Source organism: Isosphaeraceae bacterium EP7 (assembly GCA_038400315.1).
Taxonomy (GTDB): domain Bacteria; phylum Planctomycetota; class Planctomycetia; order Isosphaerales; family Isosphaeraceae; genus EP7.
This window is the reverse complement of record CP151667.1, coordinates 5422226-5441588: the sequence shown is the minus strand read 5'-3', so window position 1 is coordinate 5441588 and position 19363 is coordinate 5422226. Positions and strand designations below refer to the sequence as shown.

Here is a 19363-nt window from a genome sequence, read left to right as displayed (position 1 = left end):
GACCCTTGGTCAGACGGGCGTGCGGTCGCCCTTCAGGCAGCGGCTTATCTGGCGGACGGCCTGCCTGAGTCGCTGCTCGTTCTCGACCAGGGCGAGCCGAAGGTAGCCTTCGCCCACTTCGCCGAAGCCACGGCCGGGGCTGACGGCGACCTCGGCCTCGTCCAGAAGCTTCATGGCGAAGTCGATCGAGCCCATCTGGGCCCAGGGCTCGGGAATCTTCGCCCAGGCGAACATGCCGGCGCGAGGCGTCTCGACCTCCCAGCCCATTCGCCGGACGCCGTCGACCAGCACATCGCGGCGCATCTGGTACTCGGCCACCTGGGCGAGCCTGGCTTCCTCGCCATGCCGCAGCGCCACGATCGCGGCGATCTGCACGGCCTGGAACAGCCCGTAGTCGTAGTAGCCCTTGATCGCCTTCAGGGCCCGGAGCATGGCCGGGTTGCCCACGGCGAAGCCGACGCGCCAGCCGGCCATGTTGTAGCCCTTGGACATCGTCGTGAACTCGCAGCCAACTTCCTTGGCCCCGGGGACCGAGAGGAAGCTGGGGGGCTGGTAGCCGTCGAAGCCGATGTCGCCATAGGCGAAGTCGCTGATGACGTGGAACCGATGCTTGCGGGCGAGCGCCACCAGGTCCTTGAAGAAGTCGGTCTCGACGACGGCCCCGGTCGGGTTGTGGGGGTAGTTGATGACGACGATCTTGGGCTTGGGTGACAGGCTCTCGCAGACCTTGTCGACGCTAGAAAGGAAGGCGGCCGGGTCTCGGGCGTCCAGCGCGATGGCGTTGGCCGAGGCCAGGGCAATGGCATGGACGTGCACCGGGAAGCTGGGCGCGGGCACCAGCGCGGTGTCTCCCGGCCCCAGCAGGGCCAGGCACATGTGGCTGAAGCCTTCCTTCGAGCCGATCGTGGTCACGACCTCCTGGTCGGGGTCGATCGAGACTCCGAAGCGGCGGTCGTAGCGGGCGGCCACCTCGCGGCGGAGGTTCAACACGCCTGAGGCCACGCTGTAGCGGTGGTTGCGGGTGTCCCTGGCGGCCTCGCAGAGCTTGTCGATGACCCACGACTCGGGCGGGTCGGTCGGGTTGCCCATGCCCAGGTCGATGACGTCGACACCGGCTCGCCGCTTGCTCGATTTGAGCTCGTTGATCTTGCCGAACAGGTAGGGGGGCAGGGCCCGGACCCTGGGCGCCACGTCGATGTCATAGTCGGGCACGTGGTCGGGATGGGTCGTATGGTCGAGCATCGTCGAGTCGTCCTGTGCGTCGCGTCGTTCTGGGGCGGTCTGCCGTCGCGGGTCTGGCCTTGGAATCAGTGGGGAGCGTCCGCGGAAAGGTTCATGGCAGGACAGGCGGTCTTCCGATTCAGTGGGTACCAAGAGACAGCACGTCGCCGAGCCAAGCTTTCACCATTTCGTCGCAACCCAACCGGACTTCGTCGCTCGTCTTTCAATATAACAGAGGCCGGCCGGGGTGTGACCCCGGCCGGCCTCTTGCCGTTGGATGGTTGGCTTGTCCCAGACTCGGATCAGGGCTTGGCCGGGGCCGAAGCTGCGGCCGGGACGGGAACCGGGATGGTGCCGGTGGCCTTGGGCTTGTTCGGGACGGCGAACCGCTTCTGGTCCGCTTCCGAGAGGCCGACGGGCGAGGCCATCTTGCCGGTGGCACGACCGGGGGTGCCCGGTGCGGTCCCCTTGGGGGCGGAGTTGGCCGCCGCTGGGGGGTTGGACATCAGCTTGACGTCGCCGTCGACTCGCGACTCGGCGTGCTTGCCTTCGTGGGCGAGCTTGGTCGAGCCGGTGAGCTGGTTCTCGATGGCGGCGGCGTCCATCACCTCCATGAAGACGTTGGACATGGCGTCCTTGAGCTTCGCCTCGAAGACGACGTCTTTGAGCTGGGCGCGGATGGCCGGGTTGGTCCTGACCTGCGGCTGGGCGTCGATGACGCTGACGCGCTGGAGGATGACCCAGGAGCTTTCCTCGACCTGCACCGGGCCGGTGAAGTCGCCGTCCTTCGGCTTGTGGGCCGGGTCCTTGTCCTCGGGGTCGCCGTCGTAGAGCTGACGGTAGACGGCCGTCGAGACGCCCAGGGGATAGGCGTGGCGCGAGATCGGCTCGGCGAGCAGTCCGCCCAGCGAGCGGGTGGCCGAGTCGGTCGACCTCTCCTGCGCGATCTTCTCGAAGCCGGCCGGGTTCTTCTTGAGCTGCTCCCAGATCTCCTGGGCCTCACGCAGCTTGGTCACCATGATGATCCGGCACCGGACCTTGGCGCCGTAGGAGGCGTCGAAGGCGGAGTCGATTTCCTTCTCGGTGACCTGCACGCGCGGCGTGGCCAGCTTGCGCAGGGCCAGGGCCGGGTAGATGACGTCGCGGGCGTACATCACCGGGCTGATGCCGCGTTCTTTCTCAAGCGACCTGAGCCAGGCTTCGCGAGTGACGCCGGCCATGCGCTGGGCGGTGTTCTCGATCTCCTGGTTGATCTCGTCGGCGGTGACGTCGAGCTTGTGGGCCTTGATCGCCTGGTCGATGAGCTTGCGGGCGATCATCGTCTCGAGGATCTCGGTACCCTTGCGGGCGACGGCCTCGTCGGCGAGCTGCTGGCGGGTGATCGGCTCACCGTTGATCGTGGCGATGGCGTCGCCCGGGTTGACCGGGATCGCCTTGACGCCGACCCTTACCTTGGAGGCATCGGCCTGGGCCTGGGCTTGCGCCTTGGGCGCGACCTGGCCATGGCTGGTGCCGACCGCAGAGGTCAGGGCCAGGGAGAGGGCGGCCATCCGCCGGAAATGTCGAGTTTGCGCCGTCGCGAACATCACGCTGAGCCTCCTGCCGGGCGTGGTCCCCACGAATCCCGAAATCGATTCAAGTTCCGGGATGGAATGGGCGGGACTTTAGAGATTGACCCGGATTCGGTCAACATCAAAGGGAGATGCGGCGATTTCTCCCGGCACCGCGGGAATTCGGCCGTCATATGCGATAACATCGACGGGTTAGGTCGAGGCGGGCGAGACACGAGATACGACGGAGGTCCCCACGAATGCGGCTCAGAGTGATTGCTGTCCTGGCCTTGGTGCTGGTCCCCACCCGGGCCGCGATCTGTGCCGAGCAAGTCGAGGACGGGGTCTTCCGCAAGCATGTGGTCGTGTGCCAGCAGGGCGACGCGGCCGATGTGGGGCGGGACGTCCTGCGCCGGGGAGGCAACGCCGTCGACGCGGCCATCGCCACCGCGTTCGCCCTGGCGGTCACGCACCCGGCCGCGGGGAATCTCGGGGGGGGCGGGTTCCTGGTCGCCTACGACTCGGCCTCGAAGCGGGTCCTGACGTTCGACTTCCGCGAGATGGCCCCGGCCGCGGCCACCGACCGCATGTACCTGGACTCGAAAGACAGGCTCCTCTCGCACTATCGAGCGGGCGCCCGCGCCGCGGCGGTCCCGGGCACCGTGAAGGGGCTTGCCCTGGCGCACTCGAAGCTCGGGAAGCTTCCCTGGGCGGACCTCCTGAGCGGGCCGGCGAGGCTGGCGAGTGAAGGGTTTGTCATCACCCCTACGCTGGCTCGGTCGCTCAACGGCCAGCTGTTTCTGGCCACCGATCGATCGGGTGTGCCCGAGGACCTGGGACCGGAGGCCGATCGCCTGGCCGACTTCCCCTCGTCGGTGGCCGCGTTCCGCAAGCCCGACGGCACGCAGTGGGCGGGCGGAGATAGGCTGATCCAGGGCGACCTGGCCGAGACCCTCGACCGGATTGCCCGTGACGGGGCCGACGGCTTCTACAAGGGGCGGACCGCTGACCTGATCGTCGACTACATGGGCAAGAATGATGGCTTGATCACGTCGGAAGACCTGGTTCGTTACGAGGCCAGGTCCGTCGAGCCGCTGCACAGGACGTATCGTGGGCATGAAGTCTACGGCATGGCCCCGCCATCTTCGGGCGGGATCGTCACGCTGCAAGCCCTGGCGATCCTGGGGCGGTACGACCTGAGGGCCGACGGCCCGACGTCGCCCAGGACGCTGCACAGGGTTGCCGAGGCGATGCGAAGGGCCTTTTTCAGCAGGGCGACGGAGATTGCCGACCCTGCGTTTGTCGACGTCCCGGTCCGGAAGCTGATCTCCGATCGGTATGCCGACGAGCTCGCCGCCACGATCGGCGAGCGGGCCACTCCGAGCGCCTCGCTGGCCAATTTCCCGATCGAGGGGGTCGAGGGGCAGCACACGACCCACCTCTCTACGATCGACGGGCAGGGCAATGCCGTTGCGTTGACTTATACGTTGGAGGAGGGATACGGGTCGAAGGCGGTCGTCGCCGGCGCGGGGTTCCTGCTGAACAACGAGATGGGCGACTTCAACCTGATCCCGGGCCGCACCGACGTCGCGGGGCGGATCGGCACCAAGCCCAACCTGATCCAGCCGGGCAAGCGGATGATCAGCTCGATGACGCCGACCCTGGTGCTGAAAGACGGCAAGGTGCGGGTGGTGACCGGCTCTCCGGGGGGCAGGACGATCCCGAATACGACGCTCTGGGTACTGCTGAATGTCCTCGAATTCGGACGTTCGCCGAGGGACTCGGTGCATGCCCCTCGGACGCATCATCAGTGGTTTCCCGACGTCCTCAGGCTGGAGGGGAACTCCTGGCCCGAAGAGACTCTCGCCGATCTTCGATCCAGGGGCCACAAGCTCCAGGTTGGCGGGATCCAGGGGGATGCCCACACGATCATCGTCGACCCGGCGACCGGCCTGATCCACGGAATACCCGACCCGAGGCGGCAGATCTCGAAGGCGTCGGGGGATTGACCGGGGCGTCAGCGATAGTCGTCGCGGACGGGGTGAAAGGCGTCGAGGGCGACGGCCGGGCCGTGGGTGGCCTCGACCCGGTGGGCGACTCCGCCGGGGATCCGCCACTGGTCCCCGGGGCCGAGGACCCTGGTCTTGCCGCCGACGTGGAAGGTCAGGCTCCCGCTCAACATGACGCCCATCTGCTCGTGCGGGTGGGCGTGCTCGGGGACGACGGAGCCGGCCTCGAAATTGACGACCGAGAGGGTCATCCCCTGGCCCGTCGTGGTGAGGGCCACCACGCCGGGGAAGAGGGGGTGGCGTGATCCGCTTCCCCGCTCGATGAAGTAGTTTTCGTCGCTCATGAATGGGTCCGTTCAGTTTTGGGCATAGGCCTGGCCAACCCATTCGCCGGCGGTCGTGAGGAACTGCTGACGATTGGCGTCGAGGCAGGCGGCGACGACTTCGTCGAACTTGTTCCCCCCTTCGAGCATCCCCAGGATGAACGCGGGGTAAGCCTGGCTGAAGTTGTTGCCCAGGAACTCGAAGATGGCGAAGCCGACGGCGCGAGCCTTGTCGGAGTCGGCGTCGTCACCCAGGGCCTCGGTGGACTTGGCGATCCAGCCGAGCCGGACCTGTTCGAAGGCGACCCCGCGGATCGCCCTGTAATAGGTGGCGCGGGGCTCGAGCTGCGAGGCGAGCTGGGCGGCCAGGCCGAGGCTCACCCAGCGGGGTGGCTTGCCGGCCTGGTTGATCGCGGCGATGGCAAGCTCTTCAGCTACCAGCCCATTGAGGGTCCGTTCGGCTCCGCCCCCCTCGTCGCGCCTGGACCGGCCGGGCTTCTTGGCCTGCGTCGCCGGGGCCTCGGCCCCGCCCGCCTGGGGGGCGATGCAGGCGATATAGGGGCCGTCTACGGCGAGCTTGGCGTGGGCCTGAGTTCCCTGCTCGACCTCGCGGTTCTCGACGCTGCGGACGAACTCGACATAGGTGGCCCGGTCTTTGAAGGCGTAGATACTGACCTTCTCGTCGAAGTTTGGCGTGGGCTTGCCGCGGGTCGAGAGGAGGTTCCGGAGCTTGATGTATTGCCCTTCGATAACCTTGAGCGACGCGATGGCGCGATCCTTGGGGACCTCGCCGAAGAGGAGGAAGTGGAGGCGGTCGACCGACACCATCTCGGGCTTGGGGCCCGACGGGCTCGCCTTCTTCCAGCGCTCGTTGGCCAGCTCGGCGAGCCTTGTGTCACGCTCCGAGGGACTGAGCTTGGAGAGCTGCGACTTGCGGATGTCCTCGGGCTTGGCGGCGTAGGAGGCCAGCGGGGCGGTCGGGTTCTTGCCGGCGTCGAGGATCGCCCCGGCCTTCACCCATTTGGCGATCCGCTCGATGGTCTCGGGCGCCAGGTTCGTCTGGCCCGGCGGCATCTTGGGGGTCTCCTCTCCGGAGATCATCTGCAACAGCCGACTCTCCTCGGGCTTGCCTGCAACGATGGCGGGGCCGGTCTTGCCCCCCTTCATCAGGCCCGCGAACGACGTCTGGTCGAACCCACCGCGCTTCTGCTTGTCGTTGTGGCAGCGGGCGCAATTGGCGACCAGCACGGGCGCGATGTCACGCGAGAAGACGAGGGCCGCATCGGCGGGAGCGGCCTCGGCCTTGGTCTCAGCCGGCTCGGCGGCCTTCTCCATCTCCTTTTCGACTTCTTTGGGCTGGGCCTTAGGTTCGGCCCCGGCCTTGAGCGGCACCCTCCTCACCCGTCCCTTCTTGCGGGCACCTCCTCGCTTGGCCGGCATGCCGGAATCGTCCGACATCTCGCCTCCCAGGTCGGGCACCTGGGCAAGAGCGCAGGAGGACCTGGCCTCACAGGCCGCGAGCAGGGCGACCACAATGAGGACCAGGGATTTCCGGGGCGTTCGGGTCATCGGTGAGGCCTCGGCAGATTTAGCGGGCGAGGACGGATCTTAGATTGTTCACGGGCGAGTGCCGGGTCGCAAGGCGCCTGGGTTGAGGCGGGTGGTCACCGAGGTCGGGCCGGATGCCAGGCTCGGGTTCGTTTCGTCATCTCGGCGCTGGACCACGATGTTGGCTGTGTTGATTGAAATCAACGCTCGGGTTCGTTTGGTTTTCTCGGGACTGCGATCCAGATGTTGATTTAAATAAACGCTCGGGTTCGTTTCGTCTTCGTGAATTCACCGGCCGCCGAACGCGGACCAGGTCTCTTGAATTGGCACGGCTTGGCCTCATTCGAAGGAGTCAAGTCTCTTGTCGTAAAGGACTTAGTGGCTCATCCGGCAAGTGTCCTGACACCCGGTACGGCGGCGATTCCCGGCGTTCGGCGTGGTTGATGGCGACGACGACGGCCCCAGACGAAGGGGTGACGATGCGCGTTCCAGTACGCTGTCGCTCGTTCGACCGCCTGGCAGATCTCCTCCCAAGTCTCGAACCGGCGGCCCTTCAACGCCAGGCTTCTCAGCACCTTCCACCACGGCTCGATCAGGTTCAGGTACGCCGCGGAGACTGGCTGGAAGACGAACTCCCAGCGGGGATGGGCCAGGCTGAACAGCAGCACGTCGGTGGCGCGGTGGGCGCTCAGGTTGTCGAGGATGGCGTAGACCCGTTCGGCGTCCGCCGGGACCCACGCCTCGACCTGGCCGAGGAACTCGACCCAGTTGCGGGTCGAGCGGCTGTCGTAGGGGCGGGTGAAGGCTTCGCCAGTGGCGGGTCGGAAGGCGCCGAAGACGTAACCCTTGCCGCGGCGGCCGTAGTCGGCCTCCTGCCGAGCGCGGCCGGCGGGCTGGCGGCTGCCCTCGGCCGTCGTCTCGGGCTTGGTTCGCAGGGGGTTCTGTCCCGGGAAGCTTTTGGCGCTCTCCGGCCCCATTTCGTCGAGGCAGACGACCGCCGAATCCGCCGGAGGCTCGCGGTAGAGTCGCTCGATGGCCCCCTTTTTTCGGCGAATTCGGGGTCCACCCGCTCGCCGAACCACGTCTCCTGCTTGCGCCAGCGGAGGCCCTCCTCCGCGAGGATCTCGTCGATCCGACTCCGCTTGATGGCGATGTCCTTCTGCTCGTTGAGGTAGGCCTCCAGGCGGTCGAGCGTCCAGCAGCCGAAGGGCAGGCCCAGGTCCTGGGGGGCGGTCAGCGCGACGGCCAGGACCTCGGCCCGCTGGTCGACGGTATAGGTCGGCGGTCGGCCGGCGCGGGGCCGCTCCTGGAGGCCGGCCATGCCCAGCTCGCTGAAGCGACGGATCCAAGCATAGACGGTCGGCCGCGAGCAGCCGAGGGCCGCAGCGATGGTGGGGGCCGATCGGCCGTAGGCGGCCTCCTGGACGATGCGGGCTCGCTCGACCAGGCGGACCGGGGCGGTGCGCGAGTGGAGCAACTCGGCGATGGCCTGCTGCTCCTCGGACGTCATCGGGCGGAGAAGGACGCGGGCGGCCATGGCGAGGTCTCCTGGGAGATACCTCCATCCACCTGCAAATCACCTGCCGGATGAACCACTTAGGATCTGTGATTATTGGTCGCCCCTCGAGGTCGATCCGTGTTCACTGCTGGGCGTTGCGGACGATGGGCAGTGACAAGACGCCACCTTAAGATAGTCCGATTTTTAAGCCGGTCTCTCCCTACGATCTTTCGATTTCGCAAATTTTATTGTCAACGGCTGACGAGGGCTCCTTCAGCCAGACGAAGGTCCGGGGCCAGTCCTCTGCCTCGCTGGCAAGACGAACGACCGTCGAACTCAAAGATGGGGGTCGGCTGTGGCTTCAAGGATTCAGCCATCCACTGGCAGGCGACGGTCGAAACCTCGAGGTTGGGACCCGTTGACGCTTGGTTGGCGCGATCGCAGGACTTGCTCCGCGGCGGCGTGAGGGGACCAGGCCCTCTCCCCGGGGGGCGACCTCCAGAGGAAGGTCTCTCCGGCCGCGACGATTCCATCGAATCCGGTCGGGGGCACGTTCGTGCAATCGGTTTCATTTGATATGCGATTGATGTGTATTCGATGAAGGAACGTTGGCCGGGCCCGGGCCAATCCCGCGGATCGCCCGAGTGTCCCCGATCGAGGGATGGTCTCCTGTGCGGCCCGGGAGGGGCTGACCGGCTTGCCTGTGCGGGTGGATTCGCTTACAGTGACGGGGCCTGGCCGGGGGAGGAACGTCCCGGCCTCGGCCTTGTCCGGGGGTGATGGCCCGACGATGCCCGTCGAATTTTGCGTCCTGGGCAGTGGATCTCGGGGCAACTCGTCGCTCATCCGGACGGATGGCGCGGGGCTCCTGATCGACGTCGGCCTGGGGCCTCGGGCGCTGGCCGCGCGGATGGCCAGCGTCGGCGCGGCCTGGGGATCGGTGGCGGCGGTCGTGCTGACGCACACGCACGGCGACCACGTCAATAACGCGACCCTGCGGTGGATGGCCCGGCTGGGCATCTGCCTCTACGTGCACGAGGGGCACGGGCCGCAACTGGCCTGGTCGAGCGGGTTCAAGGCACTTCTGGCGGCCGAAAAGGTGCGATGGTATGGCGATGAGCCGTTCCTGGTCCCCTCAGGCGCAAGGGTCGACCCTGTCACACTGCGACATGACGCGGGGCCGACCTATGGCTTCCGGGTCGAAGTGCACGGCGGGCGGCGAGGGCGGCCGGCGGCGATCGGGTTCCTGAGCGACACCGGGAGCTGGTCGGACCCGATGGCCGACGCGATGGCGGACGTCGACCTGCTGGCTCTGGAGTTCAACCACGACGTCAAGCTCCAGCGCACCTCGGGGCGATCGCCCTCGCTGATCGCGCGGGTGCTGGGCGAGCACGGGCACCTGTCGAACGAACAGGGGGCGGCCTTGCTCGCCTCGGTGCTAGGGCGATCGGGCCGGGCCTCGGTTCGAGACGTGGTTTTGCTGCACCTGAGCGAGCAGTGCAACGAGCCCGCCCTGGCGCTTCGCGCCGCACGCAAAGCAGCCAGGGCCTCCGGGCGCAGGGTGAACTTGTACGCGGCGGCTCAGTGGACAGCCTCGGATCGGATCGAGGTGAAGCCGGCGAGGCCGACGCCGAGGGCCTCGGTGGCGAGGCCGGCGAGCGATATGCCCGCCTGGTTTGCCGACTGGCGATGACGGAACTGGCCCACCTGAGACTCCCCGCTTCCGCACTCACAACCTGCCCGACCGAGCTTATGCCCAGCTTCTTCATCAGCGATGTCCATTTGAGACTCGACCGGCCCGAGCGGGGTCGGCGGCTCGCGCGCTTCCTGGAAGGCGTCGCTCCCGGCGATGATCTGACGATCGTCGGCGACCTCTGCGACTTCTGGTTCGCGGCACGGCAGCGCCTCGGGGACATCACGAAATGTGAGGGCCTGCTCGCCCTGATCCGGCGGCGGGATGCCGGCGGCCGGACGACCGTGCTGCTCGGAAACCACGACACCTGGCTGGGCTCGTTCTACAGGGAGACGTTCGACGCCGAGGTCGTGGACGAGCCGCTGGACGTCGTCTCGCACGGCCTCAGGATCCGGATGGTTCACGGCCACTTGCTGGGGGCGAGGTCTGCCTGGAAGGGGGCGATGGAGAGTCGCGCCTTCTTGCACGGATTCGGGCTGCTCCCGTCCCTGGTTGCCGACCGCCTGGCGTTGAAGCTCAAACGCTCGAACGCCCGCCTCCTGGAGAAGACCGACGCCCGGCATCGGGTCATCTATCGGCAGTATGCGGATTCGGTGGCGGGCGAGATCGACTTGCTCGTGGTGGGTCACATTCACGTCCAGTGGGACGACCCGGGCCCGTCTCCCCGGCTGGTGGTGCTGGGCGGCTGGCATTCGGCGACGAACTATCTTCGAGTGAACGGGTCGGGGGCGCATCTCGTGAACATCCCGTCCCATGAGGGTCAACGGGGCGCCGGGATGGACTCGGCTTGACCCCCGCGGAACGCTTCCAAGGATCCTGCTGACATGGCCAAGTTCGACCATCATCTGCATACGTCGCGCCACTCTCCGGATAGCATCATCGATCCGAACGTCCTGGCGGTGCGGGGCCGGGCTGCGGGTCTCGACGGCCTGGTGATCACCGAGCACGACCACCAGTGGAGCGCAGAGGAGCTTGAGGAGATCAACGCCGGCCTGGTTGACTTCGTGATCCTCTCCGGGGTCGAAGTCTCGGCCTTCGAGGGCCACTTCCTTGTTTATGGGCTTCCTGACCTGACCGACGTACGCCCAGGGATGCGGGTCCGAGAGCTGCTGAAGGTGGTGCGCCGGCGCGGGGCGGCCATCGTGGCAGCCCACCCCTATCGGTGGGACCAGGATTTCGACTCGATCGTCGCGGAGAATGGCGCCAGCTTCGATGGCATCGAGATGGTCAGCAACAACGTGACCCCGCAGACCCGAGCGAAGGCCGAGCGGCTGCTCTCAAGGCTCCCGATGGGCCGGACGGGCTCGAGCGATGCACACCAGGCCGAAGTGGTGGGCTGCTATCACACCGAGTTCCCCGGGACAATCCGGACGATGGCCGACTTCGTGACCGCGGTTCGCTCCGGCAAGGGGATTCCGAGGCATGCCGGCGGTGACCTGATGGCGGCCGGGCCGCTGGATTGAGGGCCGCCCCGGTCCCGAGAGGAATTCGATCATGCCTCGCCTGGCCGATCTGGACGACGATGCCTGGGACGATGAAGACGACGAGGACGCCACTGCCCCTTGCCCCCGATGCCACAAGGAGATTTACGAAGACGCGGAACGCTGCCCCTATTGCGGAGCCTGGGTTTCTCGCGAGGATGCCCGGCCTGCGCGTCGCCCCTGGTGGTTCATCGCGGGGGTGATTGCCTGCTTCGCGATCTTCTACTCCTGGATCTTCGGAATCTGACGCAACGGGCGCTCTGTCGCTTTGCGGACCGGCCTGGCAGGCGGCGTCGGGATGATGCCGGTGCGGGCGGCGAGGCGGTCGATGGCGGTGCGGAATTCTCGGGCTTCTTCGAGGGTGGGGGGCTTGCTGATGGCCCGGCCCAGGAGCTGCTTCGCGAGGTCGTAATCGGCATCGGGCCTCGGGCGAGGGGCCCGGAGATTGCCCAGGTGGTCGTCCCACTCCGCGAGGGTTGAGCGGAGGATTTCGCGCAGGATTCGCTTGGGGAACTTGCGCGAAGGGGGCCTTCGGAGCTTCAGGAGCGAGAGCGGGGGAAGTGCCTCATTCGGGACGATCACGGGGGTTGGTCTGGACGCCTGTTCGGCGTAGTTCAAGTACAGGACGAGGGCGAGCTGGAGGCCGTTGAACTGCCGGGGGCGATTGAGGCTCGGGTCTTGCCGGGCCTCGAGCTCGACTGGCCGTGGGATCGGCTGCGAGGAGCCGCGATATTGCAGGCTGGCGGCCAGGACGAACGAAGCGACGGCGACGACGCCGCATCGTCGGCCTAGAGGGCCGTCGGAAAGCCGCAGCAGCCGACGGTGGAAGAGCCCGATGAGAACGCCGGCGAGGGCTCCGCAGGCGTGGCCATAATTGTCGACCACGGGCAGGGCGATGCCCAGGATGACGATGAACGCCGTGGCGGCGAACATCTGGCGGGCGATGTATCGACCGACTGCCGTGCCCGAACGCCAGCCGACGATGGCCAGCAGCCCGACGAGCCCCATGATGACCGACGAGCCGCCGCCGAAATGGGTGTCGGGGGAGTCGTTGAAGGCGATCCGGCCGTACGAGGCGGCGACGTTGGCGATGAAGGCGATCAGGGAAGCGATCAGGAGGGTCGGTCCCGGGCCGTACATCGACTCGACCATCCGGCCGAGTTGCACCAGGGCCACGAGGTTCATGCCGATGTGGAGCAGGCTGAAGTGGATGAAGGCGGCCGTCTCGGCACGCCAGAGCTGCCCCTCTCCCCAGACGGCCTGCGCCGTGGCATCGCCGAACCGCCATGCGGTCGCGGTGTCGATCCCGCCGGGGCCGACCAGCCCGCCTCCGGGCGCAAGCGCCGTGTTGCGGCTCAGCAGCATTAACGCATAGACGGCCACCCAGAGGGCCGCCAGCGCGGAGGTGGCCGGGAACGCGCGCCAGAGGGCGAAGCGGTCGTCCTCTGGCGGGCCGGCCTGGGTCATGGTCGCAAGGCGTCCGACGCGAGTCATCGTGTCACCGCCGCGAGTTCCCGGAGCCGATCCATCCTGAGGGCGTGGCTCGCGTCTTCGAGCACCGGGACGAGCCCCGCGGTTGTGATGGGCCGATCGAGCGGGACCCAGGTCTTGCAGCCGGCCTGCTCGGGGGTGACTTCGAGGACGATCGGGGCTTCGGGACGATAAGCACGGACGCCGAGGACCCAGATGCCGGGCGTCCGGTAGTGGAATCGCTTCTGGATCGTCTCGTCGGTCCAGATGTGGAGGTCGCCCAGCGTGGCCAGGTCGGTTTCGCGGTCGAGATGGAGGACGACCTCGGCGACGGCCAGGACGTAGAGCGGGACGGTGCCGGGGGGCGACTGGACCTGGCTGGGAGCTTCGGCGCGGAGCCCTTGCTGGGACTCGTGGAGTCGCGTGGGATAGAGCCAGAAGGCGGGGTGCTCGGGGACGAATCGTCCGCCCTCCTCGGCGATGCCCCCTTTGCGGAGGAGGATCGACTGTCGGCCGTCGGCGAGGGCGTCGCAGATGCCGGCCCACTCCTTGAAGGCGACGGAGCAGGCACTTGCTGAAGAGGGGTCGCCCGGTCCGGTCATGGCTGCCATTCGTCCTTGGGCTGGCGGAGCATCAGGTCGGTGACGGCGGCGCGGGGTGCCTTGCCGTGGAAGAGGACCTGGTAGAGTTCGGCCGTGATGGGCATCTCGATGCCGCGGGCGAGGGCCAGTCCGTGCACGCTGCGGGTGGAGGAGACCCCCTCGGCGACGTCGACCATGCCGGCGAGGATCGCGTCGAGCGACTCGCCCCGTCCGATCCGTGCGCCAACCCTGCGGTTGCGGCCGAACGGGCTGTAGCAGGTGGTCACCACGTCGCCGATGCCGGCGAGGCCGTTGAAGGTGTCCGGCCTGGCACCGAGGCAGACGGCGAATCTGGAGATCTCGACCAGCCCGCGCGTGAGCAGCGAGGCCTTGGCATTATCGCCGAACTCCAGGCCGTCGCATATGCCCGCGGCCACGCCGAGGATGTTTTTCAGGGCCCCGGCCAGCTCGACGCCCAGGGGGTCGGGGTTGGTGTAGACGCGGAATGTCTCGCTGTTCAGTGCGTCCCGCACGGCCCGATTCAGCGCGTCGTCTTCGCCCGCGACGACCAGCGAGGCGGGCAGGCCGCGCGACAGCTCCTCGGCGTGGCTGGGCCCGCTGAGCACAGAGACGGAGCGAGGGCCGAGGATCTCGCGGATGATCTGGCTGGGCCGCGCGAAGGTCTCGTTTTCAAGGCCTTTCACCACGCTGAGCACCGGGACGCCCGGCGGGAAGCGCTCGGCCATCGGGGCGAGCGTGGCCCGCAGGTAGGCCGAGGGAATCGCCGCGACGATCAGGTCGGCTCCCGCGGTGGCGTCGCACGGATTGGCCAGGGGAATCACGCTGTCGGGCAGCCTGACGCCCGGGAGGTGGCGGTCATTGGTCCGGGTGGCGGCCATCTCGGTGGCGCGGTCGGGGTCTCGGACCCAGAGGGTCACGCCTCGGGCCCTCCTGGCGAAGAGGATCGCCAGGGCGGTTCCCATGCCGCCTGCCCCCAGGATCGCGATGCGTTTCATGTTGAGTCGCTCGGGAGATCCTAAGTCGCGGCGTCCAAACCGCCATGATGCCGTGCTGGGGCCCCTGGCGGAAGGCGAGTGTCAGCGGGCCTCGGCGGGCTGGCGTGCATAATAAGACTTGACCCGCTCCAGGGCCTGGCGGCCGAACTCCTGGAGGAACTCGCCCCGAGAGTGGAGGTCGAATTGCCGGGCGAGGGCCGCCTGCATGCCGCCGTCGCCCCAGTTCTGGCCCTTGCGGAAATACTCGGTGAACGTCAGTCCCGAGATGTGCGTGAGGTAGGCCATCGTCACCCCCTGCACGGCGCCACCGGCGGCATAGCCGACGATCGACGACTTGAAGAGGCCGGCGATTAGCGAGCTGGCGGCCTCGATCATCCCAAGCTTCAGCAGGAGCTGCACCATCTGCCCGCCGATCGTCTTGGCGTGCGAGGGGGTCAGCGGCACGCCGTAGGCTCCGGCGATCTCGCTGATCATCTGGAACTGGACCGCCCCGGTGGCCATCAGGTCGAGCGCCGGGATGGGGTTGGTGAAGACGGTCGCGGCGGTGAGCCACTGGAACCGGTCGATGATCGCCTTCGCCTTGCGATCGCGCTCGGCCGAGAGTTGATCCTGCGCCGCACGGCTCAGAAGGTGGGCACGCAGCAGCAGGTTGCCGGCTCGCAGTTCGCCCCCCTCGGCGTCGAGGACCGCCGCGATCCGTTCGCGGAGCTTGCTGAGGTCGGGCTGCTCGACCTCCATGATGACGTGGCTCGAGCCGTCGGGATCGACGACCCGGACGGCCGTCGGCCGAGGCGAGGCGGCGACGGGGACGATGTCGGCGGCCGGGATCAGGCGATCGAGCCGCTCGCGGAGCTTCGCCAGGATGGTCTCGCGATCGGCATCGCTCAGGCGGTCGACCTTGTTGAGCACGACGATCGACCGCTTCCCCTGCCGGGCGAGCGCCGCGAGAGGCTCGTACTCGGAGCGGATCAGGTCGTGTTCCAGGACGAACAGGAGGAGGTCGGCCCTGGCGGCGAGATCGCGGGCCTCGGCCTCGCGGGCGGAACCGCCCACGCCGATCTCGGAGAGACCCGGCGTGTCGGTCAGGATGAGCTGCTCGTCGACGCCGTCCAGCACGTAGGTCTGCTGATGGGCCGACCGGGTCGTGCCGATCGTCGCCTCGGTGAGTCCCACGTCCCGGCCCACAATGGCGTTGATCAGCGACGTCTTGCCCGCGGAGCCCGTGCCGAAGACGACGACGTGGAAGGTCTTACGTCGGTGGTCCGAGCGAATCTCGGCCAGTTCAGTCGACAACCGGGCTCGTGCGGCCTCGTCGCCAACCTGGGTGATGACCCCTTCGGCTTTCTCCGCCTGGATCTCGGCGGCGCGGATCACGTCAGCGGGCGCGACGGCGTCTGCATCGCGGTCGGGCGAGCGGCCTAACCTCCAGAGCAACCTCGCGGCGGCCAGGCTCGAGACGGCGAAGATCATCGTCGCGAAGACGACGAAGCCGACGGCGACCGGGGCGCTGAACCGGGCCAGGCGGTCGTGCATGTCGATGAGCGACACGACGAGCCAGGTGGCCGAGAGGAAGGCCAGGGTCATCAGGGCCAAGGCGAGCCTGAAGGGTTGCGATCGCATTGGCGATGGTCTCGTGCACGCGCGAGTCTGAGTCTGGACGTGTCCGCCGCCAGGTCATTCGCGGGGCGGCCCCGGCCATTGTGCCAGGGGACGCGGAAGTTTTCATCGGGCAGCGAGTCGCGTGCCTCGGGCGGAGTCCGTTGGTGGCATGCGAAACGGGCGGGAGACCCGGGCCGGTTGGGCCTCGGGCATCCCGCCCTTCGCGTCAGGATTTTTCTCTCGGACGGCTCAACGACGCCGCTTGTTGGCGCGATCGAACAGGCCGGTGAGGATCCCGCGTCGCTGGGGGGCCTGAACCGGGGCGAGCGCCTCGGGCTCGGTGACGACGGGGAGCCCCTCGATGACGGTCCCCGGGGGCGGGGTCAGGGTGAGGCTTGACGCCGCCGGCATGCCGGTCTCGGGGGCTTCGGGCATCGCGATGACGGGCATCTCTCTGGTGGTATTGGCCAGCGAGACGGTGCGGCCGGGGAGGAGCCTGGGCCGTGAGGCCTGCGGGGGAGTCGCGGTCGCGGCCGGGGGCAGGCCGACATCGAAGGGCGACGGGGCGTTCGCCGGCGGGGCGAGGTCGCTGGGCTCGGCCGCGGCCGGCGGCTGGGCGGAATCGCGACGAGGAAGGTCGGCGGGCGGCAACGCGGCGCCAGGCTTGGGGGCATTGTCCAGGTTGAACGGCGAGGGGGTCGAAGCGTCGGGAAGATCGGGGATATTCCCGGGCATGGCCTCGTCGCCCGGGGGCAGCGGCGCCGAGGCATCGGGCGGCGCGTCGTCGTTGTCGGCGTCGAGGGGCTTCGGCTTGGTCAGCGGGAGCTTGCGGTATTCCTCGGCCTTGTTCGCCGCGTACGGGCTCGGGCAGCCCCAGCCGCCCGGGAACTGACGCCAGCAGGTCGGGTGATAGCCGAAATATTCCTGCCGGTACATCTTGTAGATGGCCGGTTCCTGGTCGCAGGGCTGCTCATCTCGCCGACGATGGGTGCCCGCGAGGGGGAACAGCCCGCCCTGCTGGGCCTGGGCCAGGTCCTCCATCCCCAAGATCCCCAGCACCGTCAGCACCAGGGTTGCCGACAGCCGGTCGCGCCTCCGTGTCATCGCTCGCATCCTATTGCCTCACCGGTTGCGGTTGATTCGGGGCCGCCGCAGAACCACTCCGCGCCGCCACGCCTCAGGCACCGTCCTCGCCATCCCATCGGCAATCGGAGCGGTTAGAACTCAATAATCTAGGCAAGGTGGGAAAGATCGGGATTATAGGGTTCTAGCGATTCTCGACAATGCACCGGAGCAATGGCCGGGTCGGCTCCCGGGCTCGACCGGTTTCGGCAGAAGCGTTGATGGTCCGGCCCCGGGCGTGTCGATCCGAGAAGAGGCAGGACGGAACTCCTCGCGGATCGGCCCCGTGCCGGTTGCGACACGGGGGGCGTCCAGGGACGAGATGCCGCGGGGGTGGCCATGGTTGGCAAGATTCGCACGTTGGGCCTTGGATTGCTGACTCTGGCGTGGGCCTCCTCGGAAGTCGGGGCCCAGGTGAACCCTCAGGCGAACGTGCCGGCGGCGGCCTCGCCCGGGGGCTATGTGCAGTCTCCGTATGCCAATCCGTACATGAACCCGCTGTTCAACCCGTTCTCGGCCAATGCATCGATGGACAAAACGGCCGTCGGCTATTACGCGTTCCAGATGCAGCAGGCCAACGGCGGGCTCGGCTCGGGCCAGCTCAGCGGTGTGAGGCCCAGTCGCAATGCGGGGGCCGCGGACGCCAATCGGGGCGTCACGGGCCTGGCCGATCGCGGGGGCGACGAGCTTCCCGATCGCGGGGTTCCGACCGGTCTGAGTCGGACGTTCGGCGGCGGGAAGATGTCCAAGGCGGCCCGGCAGGGCCGTTCGGTGGTCGGGGCGAGGCCGCCGTCGGTCGTGGCGACCGGCAAGGTGGCCGGAGCCGGCGCCTCGCGCTATTTCCAGCGCGGGATCCGTCAGACCGACCAGACGCATAGCCAGTTCACTCGCAAGGGCGGGTTCTTCCAAAATTACGGGTATTGACGGTTGGGCCTGGAAAAGCATTCCAGCGGCGAGGCCCGACATGCCGATGGGATCAGTGTCGATGATGATGGTCGATGGCCCGCCCCGGACAGGCGGGCGGGCCGATGCGGTGCGGATGACGGGGGTCTCTCGACCCTGGCCGCTGCGGATCGAAGGGCCAAGAGTCGGGGCCGAACGGCCGGCGCGATGCCGGCGGACCTCAGCCGTACCCGGATCGACGGGCAGGAGTGTGGCATGGAAGGCTTGAAGGTGACACACCGACGGATCGGCTGGTTCCTGGCCCTGGCCGCCGTCGTTTCGACGACCGCGACGGGCTGCCAGACGGTCAAGACGCCGGAGCAGCAGATCGCCAAGACGAATCTGCCTCGGGAATTCCAGAAGGTCTCGATGCCGGACTACGTCATCGAGCCGCCCGACCTCCTCGTCATCGAGGTCTTGCAGGCGTTGCAGGGCAGGCCGATCACCGGGGAGACCCTGGTCCGGCCCGACGGCAAGGTCTCGCTCGGCTATTACGGCACGGTGTACGTGGCCGGCCTGACGCTGCGTGAGGCCAAGGAGAAGATCGTCCTCCACCTGCGCAAGTACCTCAGCGACGAGTACCTGGGCCTGGTGCAGGAGGATGAGGAGACCGGCGAGCCGAAGGAAATCGACCCGGCCGACTCGGACACCGTCATCGTGGACGTCTCGGCGTATAACAGCAAATTCTACTATGTGCAGGGGGACGTCGGCACGCCCGGTCGCCTGCCGATCACCGGCAACGAGACGGTCCTCGACGCCATCGTCTTCGCCGGTGGCCTGATCCCGACGGCCGCCCCGCGGAACATCCGCCTGGTTCGGCCGGCCCCGCCCGGTGCCTGCTGCGAGCAGGTCCTGCCGGTGAACCTGCACGCGATCACCAGCACGGGCGACTCGACGACGAACTATCAGCTCATGCCCGGCGACCGCGTCGTGGTCTATCGCGACCCGATCGTCCGCGGCACGATCTTCCTCGACCGCCTCGCGGCACCATTCTCGACGGTCATCAACAACATCTTCACCTACTCGTTCGCGGCCCGAGGAGTCCAGGCCCTCAGTGCCCCGGTCAGCACGGGTGCGGCGACGACGCCGACGCTTCCGACGGTGACCCCCGGGGCCCGCTGATCCGTCGAGCCTCCCACCTCGACTTGAAAATTTGCTGACGGCCCGGCCCTCCCGCGACGACGCGGAGGGCCGGGCCGTCTCGCGTGGGGCGCCGCCTCACGCGGGCGGGCTCGCCGGGCGGACACTTCTCCCCTAGAATTGTGGGGCACGCCCTCAAGGAGCCAGGTCCCGAGCCGAGGTCATGTCCC

Annotated in this window: 17 protein-coding genes and 1 pseudogene; 7 read left to right on the top strand and 11 right to left on the bottom strand. The window is 67.8% G+C overall.

Annotated elements, in window-relative coordinates:
• Positions 1–9 precede the first annotated feature (9 nt).
• Positions 10–1242, bottom strand: coding sequence for an aminotransferase class I/II-fold pyridoxal phosphate-dependent enzyme (locus EP7_RS21185; RefSeq protein WP_463524136.1), 1233 nt, complete (start codon positions 1240–1242; stop codon positions 10–12).
• A gap of 281 nt (positions 1243–1523) precedes the next feature.
• Positions 1524–2807: a peptidylprolyl isomerase gene (locus tag EP7_RS21180; protein ID WP_463528449.1), complete on the bottom strand. Its 1284-nt coding sequence runs from the start codon at positions 2805–2807 to the stop codon at positions 1524–1526.
• A gap of 224 nt (positions 2808–3031) precedes the next feature.
• On the opposite strand from EP7_RS21180, the gene ggt reads away from it, so the two are divergent.
• Positions 3032–4780, top strand: a complete 1749-nt coding sequence (gene ggt / locus EP7_RS21175) for a gamma-glutamyltransferase (RefSeq protein ID WP_463524135.1) — start codon at positions 3032–3034, stop codon at positions 4778–4780.
• Between the two features lie 8 nt (positions 4781–4788).
• Here the strand turns inward: ggt and EP7_RS21170 are convergent, their stop codons facing one another.
• The 4 genes and pseudogenes from EP7_RS21170 to EP7_RS21155 all read right to left on the bottom strand — a co-directional run.
• Positions 4789–5124, bottom strand: coding sequence for a cupin domain-containing protein (locus EP7_RS21170; RefSeq protein WP_463524134.1), 336 nt, complete (start codon positions 5122–5124; stop codon positions 4789–4791).
• Positions 5125–5136: 12 nt separating this feature from the next.
• Entirely contained in the window at positions 5137–6672 is a 1536-nt protein-coding gene (locus EP7_RS21165; protein WP_463524133.1) for a c-type cytochrome domain-containing protein, read from the bottom strand.
• Between the two features lie 362 nt (positions 6673–7034).
• Positions 7035–7685: an IS630 family transposase gene (locus EP7_RS21160; protein WP_463528420.1), complete on the bottom strand. Its 651-nt coding sequence runs from the start codon at positions 7683–7685 to the stop codon at positions 7035–7037.
• 95 nt (positions 7686–7780) lie between these two features.
• A pseudogene (locus tag EP7_RS21155) lies at positions 7781–8161 on the bottom strand (helix-turn-helix domain-containing protein); the annotation flags it as partial.
• 778 nt (positions 8162–8939) lie between these two features.
• On the opposite strand from EP7_RS21155, the gene EP7_RS21150 reads away from it, so the two are divergent.
• The 4 genes from EP7_RS21150 to EP7_RS21135 are packed head-to-tail and all read left to right on the top strand — an operon-like array spanning position 8940 to position 11570.
• Positions 8940–9842: an MBL fold metallo-hydrolase gene (locus tag EP7_RS21150; RefSeq protein ID WP_463524132.1), complete on the top strand. Its 903-nt coding sequence runs from the start codon at positions 8940–8942 to the stop codon at positions 9840–9842.
• Between the two features lie 59 nt (positions 9843–9901).
• Positions 9902–10633, top strand: a complete 732-nt coding sequence (locus EP7_RS21145) for a UDP-2,3-diacylglucosamine diphosphatase (protein ID WP_463524131.1) — start codon at positions 9902–9904, stop codon at positions 10631–10633.
• A gap of 33 nt (positions 10634–10666) precedes the next feature.
• A complete protein-coding gene (locus EP7_RS21140) occupies positions 10667–11305 on the top strand; it encodes a PHP-associated domain-containing protein (RefSeq protein WP_463524130.1) in 639 nt (212 codons plus the stop codon).
• A 31-nt stretch (positions 11306–11336) separates the two neighbouring features.
• Positions 11337–11570: a zinc-ribbon domain-containing protein gene (locus tag EP7_RS21135; RefSeq protein ID WP_463524129.1), complete on the top strand. Its 234-nt coding sequence runs from the start codon at positions 11337–11339 to the stop codon at positions 11568–11570.
• Here the strand turns inward: EP7_RS21135 and EP7_RS21130 are convergent.
• The 5 genes from EP7_RS21130 to EP7_RS21110 all read right to left on the bottom strand — a co-directional run bounded on the left by EP7_RS21130 (position 11546) and on the right by EP7_RS21110 (position 17102).
• The gene (locus EP7_RS21130) at positions 11546–12790 is read right to left on the bottom strand and encodes a rhomboid family intramembrane serine protease (protein WP_463524128.1); all 1245 of its coding nucleotides are present in this window, start codon (positions 12788–12790) and stop codon (positions 11546–11548) included. The two genes, EP7_RS21135 and EP7_RS21130, sit on opposite strands and share 25 nt — an antisense overlap.
• Positions 12791–12813: 23 nt before the next feature.
• Positions 12814–13395, bottom strand: a complete 582-nt coding sequence (locus EP7_RS21125; protein WP_463524127.1) for a DUF1802 family protein — start codon at positions 13393–13395, stop codon at positions 12814–12816.
• Positions 13392–14390, bottom strand: a complete 999-nt coding sequence (locus EP7_RS21120) for an NAD(P)H-dependent glycerol-3-phosphate dehydrogenase (RefSeq protein WP_463524126.1) — start codon at positions 14388–14390, stop codon at positions 13392–13394. The genes EP7_RS21125 and EP7_RS21120 overlap by 4 nt, the downstream gene beginning before the upstream one ends.
• An 81-nt stretch (positions 14391–14471) precedes the next feature.
• Positions 14472–16010 (bottom strand): YcjF family protein, encoded by a 1539-nt coding sequence (locus EP7_RS21115; protein WP_463524125.1) that lies wholly within the window; start codon positions 16008–16010, stop codon positions 14472–14474.
• Positions 16011–16238: 228 nt separating this feature from the next.
• A complete protein-coding gene (locus EP7_RS21110) occupies positions 16239–17102 on the bottom strand; it encodes a hypothetical protein (protein ID WP_463524124.1) in 864 nt (287 codons plus the stop codon).
• A gap of 348 nt (positions 17103–17450) precedes the next feature.
• Between EP7_RS21110 and EP7_RS21105 the strand changes: the two genes are divergently transcribed.
• Both EP7_RS21105 and EP7_RS21100 read left to right on the top strand, forming a co-directional pair.
• Positions 17451–18035 carry a hypothetical protein gene (locus tag EP7_RS21105; RefSeq protein WP_463524123.1) on the top strand — a complete coding sequence of 195 codons (585 nt, stop codon included), beginning with the start codon at positions 17451–17453 and terminating at the stop codon, positions 18033–18035.
• Positions 18036–18269: 234 nt separating this feature from the next.
• Positions 18270–19175, top strand: a complete 906-nt coding sequence (locus EP7_RS21100) for a polysaccharide biosynthesis/export family protein (protein ID WP_463524122.1) — start codon at positions 18270–18272, stop codon at positions 19173–19175.
• Positions 19176–19363 lie beyond the last annotated feature (188 nt).

Bases quoted from the DNA above. Each gene is read 5' to 3' on its own strand.
- EP7_RS21185 (WP_463524136.1), bottom strand. From the start codon at position 1,242: ATGCTCGACCATACGACCCATCCCGACCACGTGCCCGACTATGACATC.
- EP7_RS21180 (WP_463528449.1), bottom strand. From the start codon at position 2,807: ATGTTCGCGACGGCGCAAACTCGACATTTCCGGCGGATGGCCGCCCTC.
- ggt (WP_463524135.1), top strand. From the start codon at position 3,032: ATGCGGCTCAGAGTGATTGCTGTCCTGGCCTTGGTGCTGGTCCCCACC.
- EP7_RS21170 (WP_463524134.1), bottom strand. From the start codon at position 5,124: ATGAGCGACGAAAACTACTTCATCGAGCGGGGAAGCGGATCACGCCAC.
- EP7_RS21165 (WP_463524133.1), bottom strand. From the start codon at position 6,672: ATGACCCGAACGCCCCGGAAATCCCTGGTCCTCATTGTGGTCGCCCTG.
- EP7_RS21150 (WP_463524132.1), top strand. From the start codon at position 8,940: ATGCCCGTCGAATTTTGCGTCCTGGGCAGTGGATCTCGGGGCAACTCG.
- EP7_RS21145 (WP_463524131.1), top strand. From the start codon at position 9,902: ATGCCCAGCTTCTTCATCAGCGATGTCCATTTGAGACTCGACCGGCCC.
- EP7_RS21140 (WP_463524130.1), top strand. From the start codon at position 10,667: ATGGCCAAGTTCGACCATCATCTGCATACGTCGCGCCACTCTCCGGAT.
- EP7_RS21135 (WP_463524129.1), top strand. From the start codon at position 11,337: ATGCCTCGCCTGGCCGATCTGGACGACGATGCCTGGGACGATGAAGAC.
- EP7_RS21130 (WP_463524128.1), bottom strand. From the start codon at position 12,790: ATGACCCAGGCCGGCCCGCCAGAGGACGACCGCTTCGCCCTCTGGCGC.
- EP7_RS21125 (WP_463524127.1), bottom strand. From the start codon at position 13,395: ATGACCGGACCGGGCGACCCCTCTTCAGCAAGTGCCTGCTCCGTCGCC.
- EP7_RS21120 (WP_463524126.1), bottom strand. From the start codon at position 14,390: ATGAAACGCATCGCGATCCTGGGGGCAGGCGGCATGGGAACCGCCCTG.
- EP7_RS21115 (WP_463524125.1), bottom strand. From the start codon at position 16,010: ATGCGATCGCAACCCTTCAGGCTCGCCTTGGCCCTGATGACCCTGGCC.
- EP7_RS21110 (WP_463524124.1), bottom strand. From the start codon at position 17,102: ATGCGAGCGATGACACGGAGGCGCGACCGGCTGTCGGCAACCCTGGTG.
- EP7_RS21105 (WP_463524123.1), top strand. From the start codon at position 17,451: ATGGTTGGCAAGATTCGCACGTTGGGCCTTGGATTGCTGACTCTGGCG.
- EP7_RS21100 (WP_463524122.1), top strand. From the start codon at position 18,270: ATGGAAGGCTTGAAGGTGACACACCGACGGATCGGCTGGTTCCTGGCC.